Raw genomic sequence first — 18,411 nt, 5'->3', positions numbered from 1 at the left:
TTCAACTCCCACCACTGCATCGGGGTTGAAAGCACCCAACACCCGATTGCAGCCAACATCACCTGGGAGTGAGCCATGCTCAATATCTTTACGCTCGCCAACGGGCGACTCTTTCAAGAAGAAATCGAGTCGCTGGAAGAGCTGTCCAAGTTCCAGCCCATTTGGGTCGATTTGGAATCCCCTACGCTCGAAGAAAAGCGCTGGGTCAAACAGTACTACGGACTGTCGATCCCGGACGACGCTATGGACGAGGACATCGAAGAGTCCGCCCGCTTCTACGCGGAAGACAACGGTGACCTGCATATCCGCAGTGACTTTTTGATTGCCGATGACGATGAGCCCCGCACCGTCCGCGCCGCCTTTATCTTGAATTTGGTCAACGACGACCTCAAAAGCAAAGGGGTGCTTTTCTCCATCCACGATGAAGACGTCCCGGTCTTCCGGCTGCTGCGCATGCGTGCACGACGCGCCCCGGGCTTGATCGAAGACGCCAAAGAAGTATTGCTCAAGCTGTTTGACGCGGATGCGGAATACTCTGCAGACACGCTCGAAGGCATTTACGACGAGCTGGAGAAAGTCAGCAAAAAGGTGCTGTCCGGCAACGTGACGGATGCGATTGCCGGCGAGGCACTCGGCGCAATTGCCCGGCACGAAGATTTGAGCGGCCGGATTCGCCGCAACGTGATGGACACCCGGCGCGCGGTGAGCTTCATGATGCGCAGCAAAATGCTCAATGCCGAGCAGTTTGAACAGGCGCGGCAGATTCTGCGCGACATTGACTCGCTGGACTCGCACACCGCATTTTTGTTCGACAAAATCAACTTTTTGATGGATGCGACCGTCGGTTTCATCAACATCAACCAGAACAAAACCATCAAGATCTTTTCGGTCGCCAGCGTGGCCTTGCTGCCGCCGACCTTGATCGCCAGCGTCTACGGCATGAATTTCGAGTTCATGCCGGAGCTCAGGCAAACCTGGGGCTACCCCTACGCACTCGGGCTGATGATTGCCAGCGCCATGGTGCCGATGTGGTATTTCCACCGGCGCGGCTGGCTGCGATAAGAGCCGTTTCAGCCTCTAGCGCTGGGAAATGGTGCGCAAGTAGCTATTGTTTTTATAGCAATCGCAGCATTTTGCGCACGATAGCCAACGCATAGACACTGGCAGTCTCCCGCACGAACTGCGGGAAATCGGTGTGGGCAGCGTCATCCGCACGGTCCGAAATAGTGCGAATCGCCACGAAGGGCACTTGATAGTCTGCACAGACTTGGGCTACCGCAGCACCTTCCATTTCCACCGCCAACGGATGGAAGCCTGACGCTGCAGCAGCTGCCAGCAGCGCATGCACCTCACTACTGGCACTCACGAAGCGGTCACCGCTAGCGATCAGTCCACAGTGCAAGTCTGCGCGGTAGCGCCCGCCGCGCAGATCCGATTGAACCTCGCGAACCGCCGCACACGCGGCCTCCAGCAACAAGGGATTCGCCGGAAACAAGGATTGGCCCGTCAATGGAATCTCGTATCGGGGGAACAGCGGGGAGGCGTCCATATCGTGCTGCAAATAGTGGCTACCGACCACCACATCACCCACTGCCACCCCGGGCCCGGTACCTCCGGCAACCCCGGTAAACACCATCCGCTGGACACCCCACTTGGCGATCAGTGCGGTGGCGGTCAGGGCCGCAGCCACTTTGCCAATGCGGGACAGCGTCAGCACGACCTCCTGACCGTCCAGATGCCCCAACCAGAAAGTGCGCCCGGCGTGCTCCACGCACTCCACCCGGGTCATACACTCCACCAAGCCGGTCTGCTCCTCGGCCAAGGCACTCAGAATAGCGATCAAGGGGCTTACTTATCCCGCAGCTCGCGGCGCAAAATTTTGCCGACAGGCGTTTTGGGGAGATCTGTCCGGAACTCCACCACTTTGGGTTGCTTGTAGCCGGTGAGGTTCTCTTTGCAGAAAGCGCGCACGTCTTCTTCGCTCAGGTTGGGATCTTTTTTGACGATCACCAACTTTACGGCCTCGCCGGTTTTGGCGTCTGCCACCCCGACACAGGCGCACTCCAACACACCGGGGATCTGGGTGACCACATCTTCCAGCTCGGTGGGGAACACGTTGAACCCACTCACCAGGATCATGTCTTTTTTGCGATCTACGATTTTGAAGAAACCGCGGGCGTCGACCACTCCGATGTCACCGGTTTTAAAGTAGCCATCGGACGTCATGACCTTGGCCGTCTCATCCGGCCGCTGCCAATAACCCGCCATCACTTGCGGGCCTTTGATGGCAATCTCTCCACTCTGCCCTTGCGCGACCTCTACGCCCTCATCATCCAAGAGCTTCATGTAGGTGCTGGGCAAAGGCACACCGATCGTGCCGGTGAATTCCGTGGAGGTAATCGGGTTGCAGCTCACAGTGGGCGAGGTCTCGCTCAGGCCGTACCCTTCGCAAATAGGGCAGCCGGTCTTGTCAAACCACAGCTTGGCCACACCACTCTGCACTGCGGTGCCACCGCCCACTGCAACTTTCAAATGGCTCCAGTCCACCTTGTTGAAGTCAGGGTGATTGGCCAACCCATTGAACAGGGTGTTCACCGCAGGCAGGCTATGGATAGTGTGCTTGGATAGCTCTTTCAGTACCCCCGGAATGTCACGCGGGTTCGGAATCAAAATAAGTTTGCCGCCGGTACGGACCGACAGCATCATACCTACCGTAAAGGCGAACACATGGTAGAGCGGCAAGGCACACACCGTGGTGGGCTGCTGATCAGCGGGCACCTTGGCCATGGCCGGCGCATACCAGGCCTCTGACTGCAATGCATTGGCGATCACGTTGCGGTGCAAGAGCACCGCACCTTTGGACACTCCGGTCGTACCGCCGGTGTACTGCAGGACCGCCACATCGTCCGCCTTGATTTCGGGCTTTTTGAAGGGCGCTTTGGTGCCACGGGCAATGGCCTCATTGAAACGTACCGCATCGGGCAGGCTGAAAGACGGCACCATCTTTTTGACGTTGCGGACCACGTAGTTCACCATGGTGCCCTTGAGCAGGCCCAAGCGGTCACCCATAGAACACAAGACCACGTGCTTGACCGGCGTAGCGGCGATGCACTTCTCCAGGGTGTGGGCAAAGTTCTCAATGATGACGATCGCCTTGGAGCCGGAGTCCTTGAGTTGGTGCTCCAACTCACGGGCGGTGTAGAGCGGGTTCACATTCACCACGACAAAACCGGCCCGCAAAATGGCGGCTACCGCAATCGGGTACTGCGGCACATTTGGCATCATGATGGCGACCCGGTCGCCCTTGCTCAGACCCAGGCCTTGCAGGTAGGCGGCAAACGCCAAGCTCAAACTATCGGTCTGACCGAAAGTGACATCTTTGCCCATGAAGTTGTAGGCCACGCGGCTTTCGTATTTGCGAAAGCTTTCTTCCAGCAACGCCACCAAGGAGGAGTATTTGGCAGGGTCGATGTCAGCAGGCACACCTTGTGGGTAGCTGCCGAGCCAAACGCGTTCAGTCATGTCTTGTGTCTCCGGTCAATTTTTATGCAGCCTGCTATTTTGATGCAGACGAACAAGCCCTCCCACGGTGTTTACCTTAGGCGGGCTGTACTTAGGCGTGCGCCTCTATTCGATGGCTTTACCCATGTCCTCGACGACTTTTTTGGCGTCGCCGAACACCATCATGGTCTTGTCCATATAGAACAACTCGTTGTCCAAGCCGGCATAACCCGCTGCCATGGAGCGCTTGTTCACGATGATGGTCTTGGCCTTGTAGGCCTCCAGAATCGGCATCCCGTAAATCGGACTGCCTTTGATGTGGGCAGCGGGATTCACCACGTCGTTGGCGCCCAGGATGATGGCCACATCCGCTTGGCCGAATTCGCCGTTGATGTCTTCCATCTCAAACACCTGGTCGTAGGGCACCTCGGCCTCAGCCAGCAGCACGTTCATGTGGCCCGGCATACGGCCCGCTACCGGGTGGATGGCGTATTTGACGGTGATGCCCTTCTCGGTGAGCTTGGCAGCCAGTTCTTTGACGGCGTGCTGAGCGCGGGCTACAGCCAGGCCGTAGCCGGGCACGATCACCACAGTCTCGGCATTGCCCAACACAAAGGCGGCGTCGTCCGCGCTGCCGCTTTTGACGGAGCGTTGCACCGCGGCACCTGCCGGACCGGCAGAGGCATCGCCGCCGAAGCCGCCCAAAATCACGTTGAAGAACGAGCGGTTCATCGCCTTGCACATGATGTAACTCAGAATAGCGCCGCTGGATCCGACCAGAGATCCGGCAATGATGAGCATGCTGTTGTTCAAGCTGAAGCCGATGCCCGCTGCCGCCCAGCCGGAGTAGCTGTTGAGCATAGACACCACCACCGGCATGTCGGCACCGCCGATGGGGATGATGATGAGAACGCCCAGCACGAAACTGAGCGCCAGCATCACAAAGAACGCAGTCCAGTTTTCGGTGAAGGCAAACATCAAACCCAAGCCCAGCGTGGCAAGACTCAACACCAGATTGAGCTTGTGCTGACCGGCGAACTGCACCGGTGCGCCCTGGAACAAGCGGAACTTGTATTTGCCGCTAAGCTTGCCGAATGCAATGACCGAGCCGCTGAAGGTGATGGCGCCAATGGCCGCACCCAAGAACAACTCGAAGCGGTTGCCGGTGGGGATGGCCTCGCCCTTGGCCGCAATGCTGAAGGCCCAAGGCTCAGCCACCGCAGCCACGGCAATGAACACCGCCGCCAAACCGATCATGCTGTGCATGAAGGCCACCAGCTCCGGCATTTTGGTCATTTCCACCCGCTTGGCCATCAGCGTGCCAGCGGTGCCACCCACCAGCAAGGCGCCCAGCACCCAGGTCATGCCGTCTTGGCCAAGTTGCCCTGCGAGTTTGAAGATCAAGGCGCCGGTCGTGAAGACGGCCACGCCCATACCCACCATGCCAAACACATTGCCGCGAATGGAAGTGGTCGGGTGCGACAGGCCTTTGAGCGCCTGAATAAAGCAGACACTGGCAAAAAGATACAACAGAGTGACGAGGTTCAGGCTCATTCTTTGGCTCCTGCGGTGGGGGCTTTCTTTTCTTTTTTCTTGAACATTTCCAACATGCGGCGCGTCACCATGAAGCCGCCGAATACATTCACCGCAGCAAGCGCGACCGCCAACACGCCCATGGTTTTACCGAGGCCTGTTTCCGTCAGTGCAGCGGCCAGCATGGCCCCCACAATGACGATGGCGGAAATGGCGTTGGTTACGGCCATCAAGGGGGTGTGGAGTGCGGGTGTCACGGTCCAGACCACGTGGTAACCCACGTAAATGGCCAGCACAAAGATGATCAGGTTCAGGATGGTGGGGGAAACCATTTCCATGGTGTCGCTCCTTAAGTAAGGGTGGATTCGGGGATATGCGTAAACACGAGCCTGTGGAGTGGCGCTTACTTGCGGCGCACTTCGCCGCCTTGTGTCACCAGGCAGGCTGCCACGATGTCGTCTTCGAGGTCGATATGCAAAGCGCCTTCTTTGTTGAGGATCAACTTCAAGAAATCCAACACGTTGCGCGCATAGAGGGACGAAGCATCTGCCGCCACCAGTGCTGGCAGGTTGGTTTCGCCGATCAGGGTGACGCCATGTTTGACCACGGTCTTGTCAGCCTCGGACAGCGGGCAATTGCCTCCGCCGTTCGGACCTTTGCCCGCAGCAATGTCCACAATCACCGAACCGGGCTTCATGGACTTGACCATGTCTTCGGTGATCAGGGTGGGGGCTGCGCGACCGGGAATCAGCGCGGTGCTGATCACCACATCGGCCTGCGCCACGCGCTTGGCAACTTCAGCTTTCTGGCGGTCCAGCCAGCTTTGGGGCATGGGTTTGGCGTAACCGCCCACGCCTACAGCGGCTTCTTTTTCTTCATCCGTCTCGTAAGGAACGTCGATGAACTTGCCGCCCAAGGACTCGACTTGCTCTTTGACGCTGGGGCGCACATCGGAGGCCTCGATCACCGCCCCGAGGCGCTTGGCGGTGGCAATCGCCTGCAAACCGGCCACACCCACCCCCAAAATCACCACGCGGGCGGCTTTGACCGTACCTGCGGCCGTCATGAGCATCGGGAAAAAGCGCTGATATTTGTCGGCCGCCATCATCACGGCTTTGTAGCCGGCGATATTGGCCTGGCTGGAGAGCACATCCATGCTTTGTGCACGGGTGGTGCGGGGTGCGGCCTCGAGGGCATAGGCATTGAGCTTGGCGGCTGCCAAGCGCTGCAGGCCTTCTGCATCAAACGGATTGAGCATGCCCACCAGGGTGGCACCAGGCGCCATCAACGCGGCTTCTGCCTCTGTAGGGGTACGAACCTTGAGGACCAGGTCGCAGCTGAGCGCACCCGCCGCATCGGTGATGTCGGCGCCTGCAGCCAAATAGGCCTCGTCCGTCACACTGGCCGCTACACCGGCACCGCTTTGGATACGAACCGTGTGCCCTTGGGATTTCAGCTTTTTGACTGTTTCCGGGGTCACGGCAACTCGGGTCTCGCCCGCTAGTGTTTCAGCGGGTACGCCTATCTGCATGCGGCTCTCCTATAAAGGTTGGATTCAAGCTGTCAGCAAGCTTACATGAGTTTCCCTGCATTCAATAGGGCTAAAGTTGCGAGTTTCGCCAAAGACTTTTGCGCTAAATGCACATAATCCGCCATGACTGAACGATGGAAACCCAGTGTGACAGTGGCCGCGGTAATTGAACGCGACGGGCGCTTCTTGTTGGTAGAGGAGCACACCCCAGAGGGTCTGCGGCTCAACAATCCGGCGGGCCATCTGGATCCGGGGGAATCGCCCGCCCAAGGCTGCGTGCGTGAGACGCTGGAAGAAACTGCCCACCTTTTGGAGCCCACCGCCTTGGTGGGCGTCTACCTCTCGCGGTTTGTGAGATCCAGCGCAAGCGGTACCGAAGACATCACTTACGTGCGGTTTGCTTTTTGCGGAACGGTCGGTCCAGCCATTGACGGGCGCACCTTGGATACCGGCATCGTCAGAACCTTATGGCTCACGCCCGAAGAGGTTCGCGCCAGCCAAGAACGGCATCGCAGCCCCCTGGTCTTGCAGTGCATGGAAGACTACCTGCGCGGTCAACGATTCCCCTTGTCCATGGTGTACAGCGACCCCAGCCTGCAAGGCGCGCCAGAAATGCTACAAAAAGCATAGCTAGATGCGCACACTAATTGGGCGCTAGAGGCCTTTTTTATCCCAAAAACTCCATACGGGTCTGCCGACTAAAATGCAGGCATGAGCAAGCAACGAATTGTGGTGGGACTGAGCGGCGGCGTCGACTCTGCGGTCACGGCCCACCTGTTAAAGCAGCAAGGCCATGAGGTCGTCGGCATTTTCATGAAAAACTGGGAGGACGACGACGACAGCGAATATTGCTCCTCCAACATCGACTTCGTGGATGCCGCAGCCGTGGCCGATGTGCTGGGCATTGAAATCGAACACGTCAACTTTGCAGCCGAATACCGTGACCGGGTGTTTGCGGAGTTCTTGCAGGAGTACCAGGCCGGGCGCACGCCCAACCCGGACATTCTGTGTAATGCAGAAATCAAGTTCAAGGCGTTTTTAGACCACGCCATGCGCTTGGGTGCTGAAAAAATTGCGACAGGGCATTACGCCCGGGTGCGCCTCAATGAGGCCAGTGGCCAACATGAGTTACTCAAAGGCCTAGACCCCGCCAAGGACCAGAGCTACTTTTTGCACCGGCTGAATCAGGCGCAATTGTCCAAAACGCTGTTTCCCGTGGGTGAGCTTCATAAAACCGAAGTGCGCCGGATTGCAGACGAGATCGGGCTGCCCAATGCCAAGAAGAAAGACTCTACGGGCATTTGCTTCATCGGGGAGCGCCCTTTCCGCGACTTTTTGAATCGCTACATCTCCAAAGAGCCCGGGCCGATCAAAAACCCCAAAGGCCACACCATCGGGGAGCATGTAGGCCTGTCGTTCTACACCCTGGGCCAGCGCCAGGGCTTGGGCATTGGTGGCATCAAGGCCAAAGGTGTGCAGCGCGGCGGCGGCGACCACAACCCTTGGTTTGTGGCGCGCAAGGATTTGGACAACAACACCTTGTGGGTCGTTCAGGGCCATGACCACCCTTGGTTGCTATCAGAAACCTTGTCGGCGCTGAACGCAAGTTGGGTTGCAGGCACACCGCCGGCCCCGCAAACTGCAGGGGCAAAAACACGCTATCGCCAAGCCGATGCACCCTGCACATTCCAAGCCGATGCACCGGCCACGTTCGCATTGCAGTTTCCACAGGCGCAGTGGGCCGTAACGCCGGGACAATCCGCGGTGCTGTACCAAGGCGAGGTTTGTTTGGGCGGGGGCGTGATTGAGCAGGCCTCTGCACTGGCGAGGTGAAAGCCCGCTGCACTGCCATCGCCTCAGCAAATATTCGTAAAAACCAGGGCTTTTTTGCCTTCGAAATTTGAAGTTGCAGTGCTAGTATGGTCGCGCTTGGGCGCACGCTCCAGCCCACCCGTTACCTTGAGGATGTGCCTGTTATGTTTCACGTACTGAGAAATGAAGATGGCTCGATCGCCTCGCTCGCTCGTACGGAAAGACCCGGCGGCGAACTGCTTCCGGATGACCACCCGGCGATTCAGGCGTTCCTGAAAGGTAGCGGGAACGTGTCCAGCTTCAGCGAGGCGGACGCAGAGTTTGTGCGGGTTCTGGAAGACCTGATCGACACCCTGATTGTGAAAAACATCATCCGGCACACCGATCTCCCCGTCGCCGCACAGCAGAAAATCACCCGTCGCAAGGGCCTGCGCAATCGAATGCAAGGCGCTTTGAATCTATTGGACGATGACCAACGTATTATCTGAATGACCGTGCAATTGCCCACCTCCGCCGTAATCACGCCGCCCCCCCACAGTGGCTGGCGTATCAGTGAGCACAGCACCCACGTCGATCCTCTGCTGGATAGTTTGGTTTCGCTGGCGCGGATCTACGGGATCACGACAACGCAAGCCGCCGTGTCAGCGGGTCTTCCCCTAGAGAACAACCTGATCACCCCGGCGCTGTTTCCCCGCGCTGCGGCCCGGGCAGGGCTGACTGCCCGCTTGGCAAGACGCAAACTAGACGATCTGCGCCCTGGACTCTTGCCGGTCATTTTGCTTTTGCAAAACAAACAGGCTTGCGTGTTCCTAGAATGGGTAGAAACCGATCAAGCGCGCGTTCGTTTTCCGGAGAGCGGCGAGTCTGGTGACGTGATCAGTCGCAAGGATTTGGAGGCTTTGTTTTCGGGAGTGGTGTTTTTTGTCCGCCCGGTATTCAAATTTGATCCACGAACCCCAGCCACCGGCGAGCTCAAATCCAAACATTGGTTCTGGAGCGTCGTATTCCAGAATTGGCGCCTGTACCGGGACAGCTTGATTGCAGCACTGCTGATCAACCTGTTTGCGCTGGCCATGCCGATGTTTTCGATGACGGTGTATGACCGCGTAGTCCCCAACCGCGCGGAAGAAACACTCTGGGTGCTCACGGTAGGTGTCATTCTGATGATGCTGTTTGATACGGTGCTGCGGACGATGCGTGCCTATATATTAGACACGGCCGGTAAGCGGATTGATGTGACATTGTCTGCACGCATCATGGAGCGGGTGCTTGGCTTAAAAATGTCTGACCGGCCAGCGTCGGTCGGGTCATTTGCCGCCAACCTCCGGGCGTTTGAGTCTGTTCGCGACTTTGTGGCCTCGGCCACGATCACCACGCTGGTTGACCTGCCCTTTGTGCTGGTGTTCTTCCTGGCGCTTATCTGGATCTCGCCCTGGCTGGCGATACCGCCGCTCGTCTGCATCGTGCTGTTATTGATTGTGTCCCTGATTACCCAGCGCAAGATGCAAGAGCTGGTCGAAACCTCCCAACGGGCCACATCCCAGCGAAACGCAACCTTGGTAGAGAGCTTGGTGGGTATTGAAACCATCAAATTCATGGTGGCGGAAAGCAGCTTTCAGCGACAGTGGGAGCAGAGCACCGTGTTCTTGGCGCAGACCAGCACAAAGCTGAAATTGCTGTCCAACGGAACCATGAACTTTGCACAGGCCATGCAGCAATTGGTGTCTGTGACCAGCATCATCGTGGGGGTGTATTTGTTGATTGCCAACCAGGTCAGCATGGGTGCCATCATTGCTGCGTCCATGTTGGCGGGTCGCGCGATGGCGCCATTTGGTCAGGTCGCAGGCCTTCTATTGCAGTACCACAGCGCAAAAAGCGGCTTGGCGTCGGTAGACATGCATATGCAACAGCAACCCGAAAGAAGCGAAGACACCGCGTACCTTCACCGGGGCAGCTTTCAAGGCACCATCGAGTTCAAGAATGTGAGCTTTACTTACCCGGGGCAGCAGCAATCGGTATTGAGCAACGTCACGTTCAAAATCCAGGCTGGTGAGAAGGTGGCCTTCATTGGGCGCATTGGGTCGGGCAAATCTACGATCCAAAGACTGATTTTGGGTCTGCAGCAACCGACTGAGGGCGCGATCCTGATCGATGGCATCGACGCGCGGCAGATTGATCCTGCCGAGCTGCGCCGGGCCGCAGGCTTCGTATCGCAAGACGTGAGCCTCTTTTACGGCACTTTGAAAGAAAACATTGCGCTGGGCGCGCCTTTCGCAGACGACCAAGATATTCTGGCTGCAGCTGAAGTCGCGGGAGTTACAGAGTTTGCCAACAAGCACCCCAAAGGCTTTGACATGACGATCGGCGAGCGGGGTGAGTCCCTCTCAGGTGGGCAGCGGCAAGCGGTCGGCATCGCACGAGCTGTTCTCAATGACAGCCCGATGCTGCTTCTCGATGAGCCCAGCAGTGCGATGGACCACCAAAGCGAAGACGCCTTGAAAAGCCGCCTGAAGCGGTTCTGTACCGGCAAAACCATGCTGCTGGTCACGCACAGGACCTCGCTGCTTGAATTGGTGGACCGGCTGATCGTGATCGATAGCGGCAAAATTGTCGCAGATGGCCCCAAGGCACAGGTGGTAGAAGCACTGCAAAGTGGTCGAATCGGGAGGGCTACTTGATGGACACCCCACCCAAAGGCAAAGCCTGGTGGACGCGGTTGTGGGAGCGCGTCTATGGCTTCTGCTCCCCTGCACTAGACCGTGCGTTGGACCTCACGGCCGCAAAAAAAGCGAGCCTCGACAGCGACTTCGACGCCAGCGCAGACTGGGCCATTGCAGAGCAAACGCCCCATGGGGCAAGAATAGTGGTTTGGCTTAGTGCATTGACGGTCGCTGTTTTGCTTGTGTGGGCTGCATTGGCTGAACTCGATGAAGTCACCCGCGGCGAAGGTAAAGTGATTCCATCGCGGCAGATTCAGATTTTGCAAAGCCTAGATGGCGGCATCGTCTCCGAGATATTGGCCAGAGAGGGTCAAGTGGTCAAAACCGGCGACCTTTTGCTGAAGGTGGACCCGACACGAATGGTGTCATCCCTGCGTGAAAACCAGTCGCAATACCTGTCCCTCTTGGCCAAGGCCGCCCGCCTGAAGGCTCTGGCGGAAGGCTCGCGGTTTGTGCCCCCTGAAGAAGTGCTCAAAGAGGCGCCGTTGCTGGTCGAGCAAGAGAGGGCCCTTTATGAATCACGCCGTGCCGAATTGGATGCGACAGTCGGGGTAGCGCGTCAACAATCGTCCCAACGATCGCAGGAGTTGATCTCTGTGCGCGCACGGCGGGAGCAAGCAGCCCAAAGCTTTACCCTTACCGCCCGTGAGTTAGAGCTCACACGTCCACTGGTCAAGTCCGGCGCTGTTTCTGACGTGGAGCTTCTGCGCTTGGAACGGGATGTCGCCCGGTACCGGGGTGAAAGAGACAGTGCCAACTCGGACATTCCACGGCTGGAATCTGCTGTTGCGGAATCCAACCGAAAAATCCAAGAAGTGGAATTGACCTTCCGTAACATTGCGCGCTCTGAACTGAGTGAAACCAGTGCAAAACTGAGTGCCTTGTCTGAAGGCAGCACTGCACTTGAAGACCGGGTCAAACAAACCGAGATCCGATCTCCGGTCAACGGCACTGTCAAACAATTGCGGGTCAATACCGTAGGCGGGGTAGTACAACCGGGTAAAGACTTGATTGAACTGGTTCCCTCTGATGACGCACTGCTGCTCGAGGCGCGCGTGTTGCCCAGAGATATTGCATTCTTGCGCCCCGGACAGAAGGCATTAGTCAAGTTCACCGCTTATGACTTTGCCGTCTACGGCGGACTGGAAGCAACCCTCGAACAGATCAGCGCGGATAGCGTCATTGACGAAAAAGGGAATGCCTTTTTTGTGGTCAAAGTTCGCACGCTCGCCACCACTATCGGACAAAAGAACCTGCCCATCATTCCTGGAATGGTGGCGGAGGTCGATATTCTTACAGGGAAGAAGTCAGTACTGGCTTACTTGATGAAGCCTATCCTGCGAGCCAAGTCCAACGCAATGACTGAACGATGAGACAAAACTTTGCGCCCCTGCTTGTTAGCAGCGATCCCGGCCTACTAAGGCACTGGCGAAGTGCGCTAGGCATCGAGTCGCCGATAGAGCTCGGCAGTTTCGCGGCCTTGAAAGGCTTGGTGCGCCGAACTGGTGACATCGTCTGGCTGGATTTGGCAGTGGCCGATATTCCCCCTGGTCTGACCCTATTTGGAACGAGCTGCTGCAACAGAAAAAGCTCCGGATTCTGGCCGCCAGCTCGCACCCTAAAGACGACGAGGCCATGATCGCTCTCGACAGAGGGTGTGCGGGCTACTGCCATGCATTCGCAGATCCGGAAACGCTTCTTCAGGTCCACCAGGTGACTTCGGCCGACCATGTGTGGATCGGGCAACAACTGATGCAGCAATTGATCCAACGGGCCAATAGCGCAATGCCGGTGAACAAACCGGTCTCGACCCATTGGGCAGAACAACTGACCTCACGGGAGCGGGAAATCGCATCCCTCGCCGCACATGGCGCAACCAACGCGGTCATTGCAGCCCGATGCGACATCACCGAACGAACAGTTAAAGCGCATTTGAGCGCTGTCTTTGAAAAGCTACGCGTCACGGACCGCCTGCAACTTGCGTTAAAAGTTCACGGGATCCAATAATTTCCGAAAACCTGTACTCCGGGACAATAGCTAAGACAGTTCAAAGGCTCTACATTGGTCAGTATTCAATGCTGACTCTGGAGTTTTTGACATGGCTACATCCCAAGTTTCCGCCCAAGCCCGTGGCGTCGTCGTAATTTTGCAAGGCAACGCATGGGTCGTTTCTCCGGACGGAACCAAGCGTGCTCTCAAAGTCGGCGACGAAATCCAAGAAGGTCAAGTCGTCATCACCGAGAACGGGACTCGCTTAGAGTTGGCTTTGCCCAATGGGCAAGCCATCAGCTTGGAAGCCGGCAGAGAGCTGTTGATCGACGCCAATCTGCTCGGATTGAGCCCTACCGATGCCACTGAAGCCGCCTTGCGGGACCTGAATAGCGGTTCAGCAGCCATTGAACAAATCATTGCGTCAGGCGGAGACCTGAGCACACAGCTCGAAGCGACCGCGGCCGGCCTCTCAGGCGGTGATGCTAGCGACTCTCATAGCTTCGTCCGCGTGATGCGGATCAATGAGTCCGTGGGTACCGCATCCATTGATCGCGGCGCTGACACCCAAGAAACAGTCTTTGTGCAAGAGAACGCAGCCACGCCTGCGGCACCAAGCATTGCCAGCATCAGCAGCCCTGCACAGACTGAAGGTAATACCTTAGTTTTCAATGTTGCGCTGAATGCAAGTTCCTCGGTGGTTTCGACCTTTTCATTCAATTTGGGAGGTGGCTCGGCGATCAACTCGGATTACGGAAGTCCAACATTCAGCAATGGGGTCACGTTCGACCCCATTGGAAAAACGATTTCCGTCCCGCCAGGCGTGATCGATTTCACTGTCTCTGTGCCAACCACAAATGATTCTGTCTTCGAGGGCAATGAAAGCGTTCCCATCGAGATCGGCGGAGTCACTGGGACCGGAACAATATTGGATAACGACACCCCCTCTCTGGTCATCACCGGCCCCGCAACCGTCAACGAAGCCGCAGGCACCCTGACCTACACCGTCACCCTCTCCAACGCCGCCAGCGCCCCCATCACGGTGGCCTATAACGCCGCCAGCGGCACCGCCACTTCCGGCACCGACTTCGCCTCCACCTCCGGCACCCTCACGTTTGCCCCCGGTGTGACCAGCCAGACCTTTACCGTCGCTATTACCAACGACACCACGTTTGAAGGTGCCGAGAACTTCTCCGTCAATCTGTCGGCCCCCACCGGCGGCGCCACTATTGCCACCGGCACCGTGACCACCACCATCCGCGACGATGGCACCGGCTCGCCTCCGGGCGGCCCCACCGACAACGACACCCCCGTCTTGTCCGTGGCCAACATCTCCGTCGCAGAAGGCGCCAGCGCCGTCTTCACCGTGAGCATCTCCAACCCCAGCACCAGCCCGGTGGTTTTCACACCATCGCTGGCCAGTGGCTCTGCCACCCTGGGCACCGATACCGCCGCCGCAAGCAACCTGGAGTTCAACAGCGGCACTGTCGCCTCTCCCGTGTGGACTCCTGTGACCGGCGATGTGACCATCCCCGCAGGTGCGACCTCCGTGCAGCTGCGCCTGGCCACCACCGATGATGTGATCTCTGAAGGTAACGAATCCTTCTCCCTCACCGCCACTCCGGTCTCCGGCGCCACCACCACGCCTGCCTCCGGCACCGCCACCATCACCGATAACGACGGTACGCCCCAGTTCTCCATCAATGACGTCACCGTCAATGAGGGCGCAGGCACCATCTCCTTCACCGTCACCCTGTCCAACCCAGGCGCCAGTGCGCTCACCGTGGACTACGCCACCGCCAGCGGCACCGCCAGCGTGGGCGGCGCCGGTAGCGACGTCACCGCAGGCACCAGCGCTTTGGCTGGCACCTTGACCTTCGCCCCCGGCGTGCTCACCCAGACCGTGACCCTGAACGTCACCAATGACACCGTCTACGAGGTCAGCGAAGCCTTTACCGTCAATCTCTCCAACGCCTCTGCCGGCTCTGCCATTGCCGATAACTCCGGCTCCGGCACCATCAAGGACGACGGCACCGGCTCGCCTCCGGGCGGCCCCACCGACAACGATGCGCCTAGCCTGGTCATCACCGGCCCCGCAACCGTCAACGAAGCCGCAGGCACCCTGACCTACACCGTCACCCTCTCCAACGCCGCCAGCGCCCCCATCACGGTGGCCTATAACGCCGCCAGCGGCACCGCCACTTCCGGCACCGACTTCGCCTCCACCTCCGGCACCCTCACGTTTGCCCCCGGTGTGACCAGCCAGACCTTTACCGTCGCTATTACCAACGACACCACGTTTGAAGGTGCCGAGAACTTCTCCGTCAATCTGTCGGCCCCCACCGGCGGCGCCACTATTGCCACCGGCACCGTGACCACCACCATCCGCGACGATGGCACCGGCTCGCCTCCGGGCGGCCCCACCGACAACGACACCCCCGTCTTGTCCGTGGCCAACATCTCCGTCGCAGAAGGCGCCAGCGCCGTCTTCACCGTGAGCATCTCCAACCCCAGCACCAGCCCGGTGGTTTTCACACCATCGCTGGCCAGTGGCTCTGCCACCCTGGGCACCGATACCGCCGCCGCAAGCAACCTGGAGTTCAACAGCGGCACTGTCGCCTCTCCCGTGTGGACTCCTGTGACCGGCGATGTGACCATCCCCGCAGGTGCGACCTCCGTGCAGCTGCGCCTGGCCACCACCGATGATGTGATCTCTGAAGGTAACGAATCCTTCTCCCTCACCGCCACTCCGGTCTCCGGCGCCACCACCACGCCTGCCTCCGGCACCGCCACCATCACCGATAACGACGGTACGCCCCAGTTCTCCATCAATGACGTCACCGTCAATGAGGGCGCAGGCACCATCTCCTTCACCGTCACCCTGTCCAACCCAGGCGCCAGTGCGCTCACCGTGGACTACGCCACCGCCAGCGGCACCGCCAGCGTGGGCGGCGCCGGTAGCGACGTCACCGCAGGCACCAGCGCTTTGGCTGGCACCTTGACCTTCGCCCCCGGCGTGCTCACCCAGACCGTGACCCTGAACGTCACCAATGACACCGTCTACGAGGTCAGCGAAGCCTTTACCGTCAATCTCTCCAACGCCTCTGCCGGCTCTGCCATTGCCGATAACTCCGGCTCCGGCACCATCAAGGACGACGGCACCGGCTCGCCTCCGGGCGGCCCCACCGACAACGACCAGCCTACGGTTGCTGTGTCGGTCTCTCCTGCCAGCGTGGCAGAAGATGGCGCCACCAACCTGGTGTACACCTTCACCCTGAGCAACCCGTCTGCGTTTGCTACCACGGTGAACTACACCCTCAGCGGCTCGGCCACTAACGGCACCGACTACACCGGCTCGGCCGTCACAGGCACTGTGACCATTCCTGCAGGTTCGACCACGGCCACTATCACCATTGACCCCACCGCGGACACCACGTTCGAGGGCAATGAAACGGTTATCGCCACCATCACTAGCGCCACCAGCAACGCAGTGGCTCTGACAGCTACGACCGCAGCGGCCACGGGCACTATCACCAACGATGACACCGCTCCTGTGGTCTCCATCGCCGTGACTCCAAGCACCATCGCTGAAGACGCGGCTGCCGGTAACGTGATGACCTACACCGTCTCCCTGAGCAACCCCAGCTCTGTCGATACGGTGGTCACTTACACCCTCACTGGCTCTGCCACCGAGGGCACCGACTACGTCACCGCTGCGACCCGTACCGTCACGATTCTGGCCGGGCAGACCTCTGCGACTTTCACGGTCGATCCGACCAGCGATACCGTCTTTGAGTCCAATGAGTCTGTGATCGCCACTGTGACTAACGCCACCGGCGGAGCCACTGTCAGTGCGACCAATAATGTCGCCACCGGCACTATCACCGACAACGACCAGCCTACGGTTGCTGTGTCGGTCTCTCCTGCCAGCGTGGCAGAAGATGGCGCCACCAACCTGGTGTACACCTTCACCCTGAGCAACCCGTCTGCGTTTGCTACCACGGTGAACTACACCCTCAGCGGCTCGGCCACTAACGGCACCGACTACACCGGCTCGGCCGTCACAGGCACTGTGACCATTCCTGCAGGTTCGACCACGGCCACTATCACCATTGACCCCACCGCGGACACCACGTTCGAGGGCAATGAAACGGTTATCGCCACCATCACCAGCGCCACCAGCAACGCAGTGGCTCTGACAGCTACGACCGCAGCGGCCACGGGCACTATCACCAACGATGACTTCGCCCCTGTATTGGATCTGGACACAAACAACTCCAGCACAGCCACAGGAGCGAACTTCATTACGAGTTATACTGAGAATGGTGCTCCTGTCTCGATTTCTGACTCAGACATCACCATCACGGATGCAAATGGCACCAACCTCGCAAGTGCCACCATTACGCTGACAAACGCTCAAACAGGCGATATATTGGCTGTAGGAAGCTTGCCTCCAGGCATTGCCGCATCCATCGCGGGCAATGTCATCACCCTGACGGGGAATGCTAGCTTGGCGAATTACCAAGATGCCATCCGCGCCATCACGTTTGCCACTACTAGCGAAAACCCCAGCACCGTTGCTCGCACGATCGAAGTGGTGGTGAATGACGGGGCGAACGCTTCAAACACCGCAGTTACAACAATCAATGTGGTCAGCGTAAACGATGCACCAATAGTGATTAACCAATCTGCAAACGTCTCCGAGGAAGGTTTAGCAACAAGCTTGGCGGATACCACCGGATCACCGGACACCACAAACTTGAAGACTGTTAGCGGCACCTTGGTTTCGACCGATGTTGATAGCCCGAGCGCGACTTGGTCTTTCACATCCGCCCCCTCGGGCATCACTTCAAACGGCGTTGCGGTGGTCTGGACATTGAGCGGGCAAACCTATACGGGGCGGGCCGGCTCGGTCGATGTAGCAACCATTAGCCTGACAAGCGGCGGCAATTACACCTTTGATTTGTTAGCGCCAATTGATCACACAGGTGCTGGTGAGGATGTAAGGGCACTCAATTTCGTCGTCAACGCAAATGATGGCGCATTGAGTGGCAGCGGTACGCTGACTATCAATGTTGAAGACGACTCACCATCCGCAAGAGCGGTTAGCCACAACATCTATGTCGGCGTAGACGCCCTCAGCGTAAACACATTGCAAGCCGGCTTCATCAACGCTGTCCTGGATAGCGGCACTGCGATTGCGGCGACAGAGGGAGGGGATACCGATGCTGTCAAACGCAGTCTCGATTTGATACAACTGTGGAACGCAAACGCGGCGTGGATTTGATACACCGTTATGTGGGGTGATTGGTTGTTTTGTCTTTG

The 18,411-nt window shown here is 58.4% G+C and carries 13 protein-coding genes; 8 read left to right on the top strand and 5 right to left on the bottom strand.

Going from position 1 to position 18,411, the window contains the following annotated elements; genetic code table 11:
• Positions 1-75 precede the first annotated feature (75 nt).
• The gene (corA, locus tag RAE19_RS10720; protein ID WP_313874874.1) at positions 76-1,062 is read left to right on the top strand and encodes a magnesium/cobalt transporter CorA; all 987 of its coding nucleotides are present in this window, start codon (positions 76-78) and stop codon (positions 1,060-1,062) included.
• A gap of 52 nt (positions 1,063-1,114) precedes the next feature.
• Here the strand turns inward: corA and RAE19_RS10715 are convergent, their stop codons facing one another.
• The 5 genes from RAE19_RS10715 to RAE19_RS10695 form a co-directional block, all read right to left on the bottom strand.
• On the bottom strand, positions 1,115-1,789 hold the full coding sequence (locus tag RAE19_RS10715) for a 5'-methylthioadenosine/adenosylhomocysteine nucleosidase (RefSeq protein WP_430962572.1): 675 nt from the start codon (positions 1,787-1,789) through the stop codon (positions 1,115-1,117).
• Positions 1,790-1,848: 59 nt separating this feature from the next.
• Positions 1,849-3,522, bottom strand: a complete 1,674-nt coding sequence (locus RAE19_RS10710) for a long-chain-fatty-acid--CoA ligase (RefSeq protein WP_313874872.1) — start codon at positions 3,520-3,522, stop codon at positions 1,849-1,851.
• 105 nt (positions 3,523-3,627) lie between these two features.
• Entirely contained in the window at positions 3,628-5,055 is a 1,428-nt protein-coding gene (locus RAE19_RS10705) for an NAD(P)(+) transhydrogenase (Re/Si-specific) subunit beta (RefSeq protein WP_313874871.1), read from the bottom strand.
• Positions 5,052-5,372, bottom strand: coding sequence for an NAD(P) transhydrogenase subunit alpha (locus tag RAE19_RS10700; protein ID WP_313874870.1), 321 nt, complete (start codon positions 5,370-5,372; stop codon positions 5,052-5,054). Before RAE19_RS10700 ends, RAE19_RS10705 begins: the two co-directional genes overlap by 4 nt.
• 65 nt (positions 5,373-5,437) lie before the next feature.
• On the bottom strand, positions 5,438-6,565 hold the full coding sequence (locus RAE19_RS10695) for a Re/Si-specific NAD(P)(+) transhydrogenase subunit alpha (RefSeq protein ID WP_313874869.1): 1,128 nt from the start codon (positions 6,563-6,565) through the stop codon (positions 5,438-5,440).
• 123 nt (positions 6,566-6,688) lie between these two features.
• Here RAE19_RS10695 and RAE19_RS10690 point away from each other — a divergent pair, with 123 nt between their 5' ends.
• From RAE19_RS10690 to RAE19_RS10660, 7 genes are all read left to right on the top strand, one after another.
• Positions 6,689-7,195, top strand: a complete 507-nt coding sequence (locus tag RAE19_RS10690; RefSeq protein ID WP_313874868.1) for an NUDIX hydrolase — start codon at positions 6,689-6,691, stop codon at positions 7,193-7,195.
• Positions 7,196-7,276: 81 nt separating this feature from the next.
• Positions 7,277-8,398 (top strand): tRNA 2-thiouridine(34) synthase MnmA, encoded by a 1,122-nt coding sequence (gene mnmA, locus RAE19_RS10685; RefSeq protein WP_313874867.1) that lies wholly within the window; start codon positions 7,277-7,279, stop codon positions 8,396-8,398.
• A gap of 143 nt (positions 8,399-8,541) precedes the next feature.
• On the top strand, positions 8,542-8,865 hold the full coding sequence (locus RAE19_RS10680) for a hypothetical protein (protein ID WP_313874866.1): 324 nt from the start codon (positions 8,542-8,544) through the stop codon (positions 8,863-8,865).
• Entirely contained in the window at positions 8,866-11,055 is a 2,190-nt protein-coding gene (locus RAE19_RS10675; protein ID WP_430962530.1) for a type I secretion system permease/ATPase, read from the top strand.
• The gene (locus tag RAE19_RS10670) at positions 11,055-12,470 is read left to right on the top strand and encodes an HlyD family type I secretion periplasmic adaptor subunit (protein WP_430962529.1); all 1,416 of its coding nucleotides are present in this window, start codon (positions 11,055-11,057) and stop codon (positions 12,468-12,470) included. The genes RAE19_RS10675 and RAE19_RS10670 overlap by 1 nt, the downstream gene beginning before the upstream one ends.
• A 262-nt stretch (positions 12,471-12,732) precedes the next feature.
• The gene (locus tag RAE19_RS10665) at positions 12,733-13,104 is read left to right on the top strand and encodes a response regulator transcription factor (protein WP_313874863.1); all 372 of its coding nucleotides are present in this window, start codon (positions 12,733-12,735) and stop codon (positions 13,102-13,104) included.
• Positions 13,105-13,195: 91 nt separating this feature from the next.
• Complete coding sequence (locus RAE19_RS10660) at positions 13,196-18,373, top strand: retention module-containing protein (RefSeq protein WP_313874862.1); 5,178 nt, start codon at positions 13,196-13,198, stop codon at positions 18,371-18,373.
• Positions 18,374-18,411 lie beyond the last annotated feature (38 nt).

It is taken from the genome of Rhodoferax potami (assembly GCF_032193805.1).
Lineage (GTDB): Bacteria > Pseudomonadota > Gammaproteobacteria > Burkholderiales > Burkholderiaceae_C > Allorhodoferax > Allorhodoferax potami_A.
The sequence above is the reverse complement of the archived record's forward strand: the minus strand, read 5'-3'. Positions and strand labels throughout refer to the sequence as shown.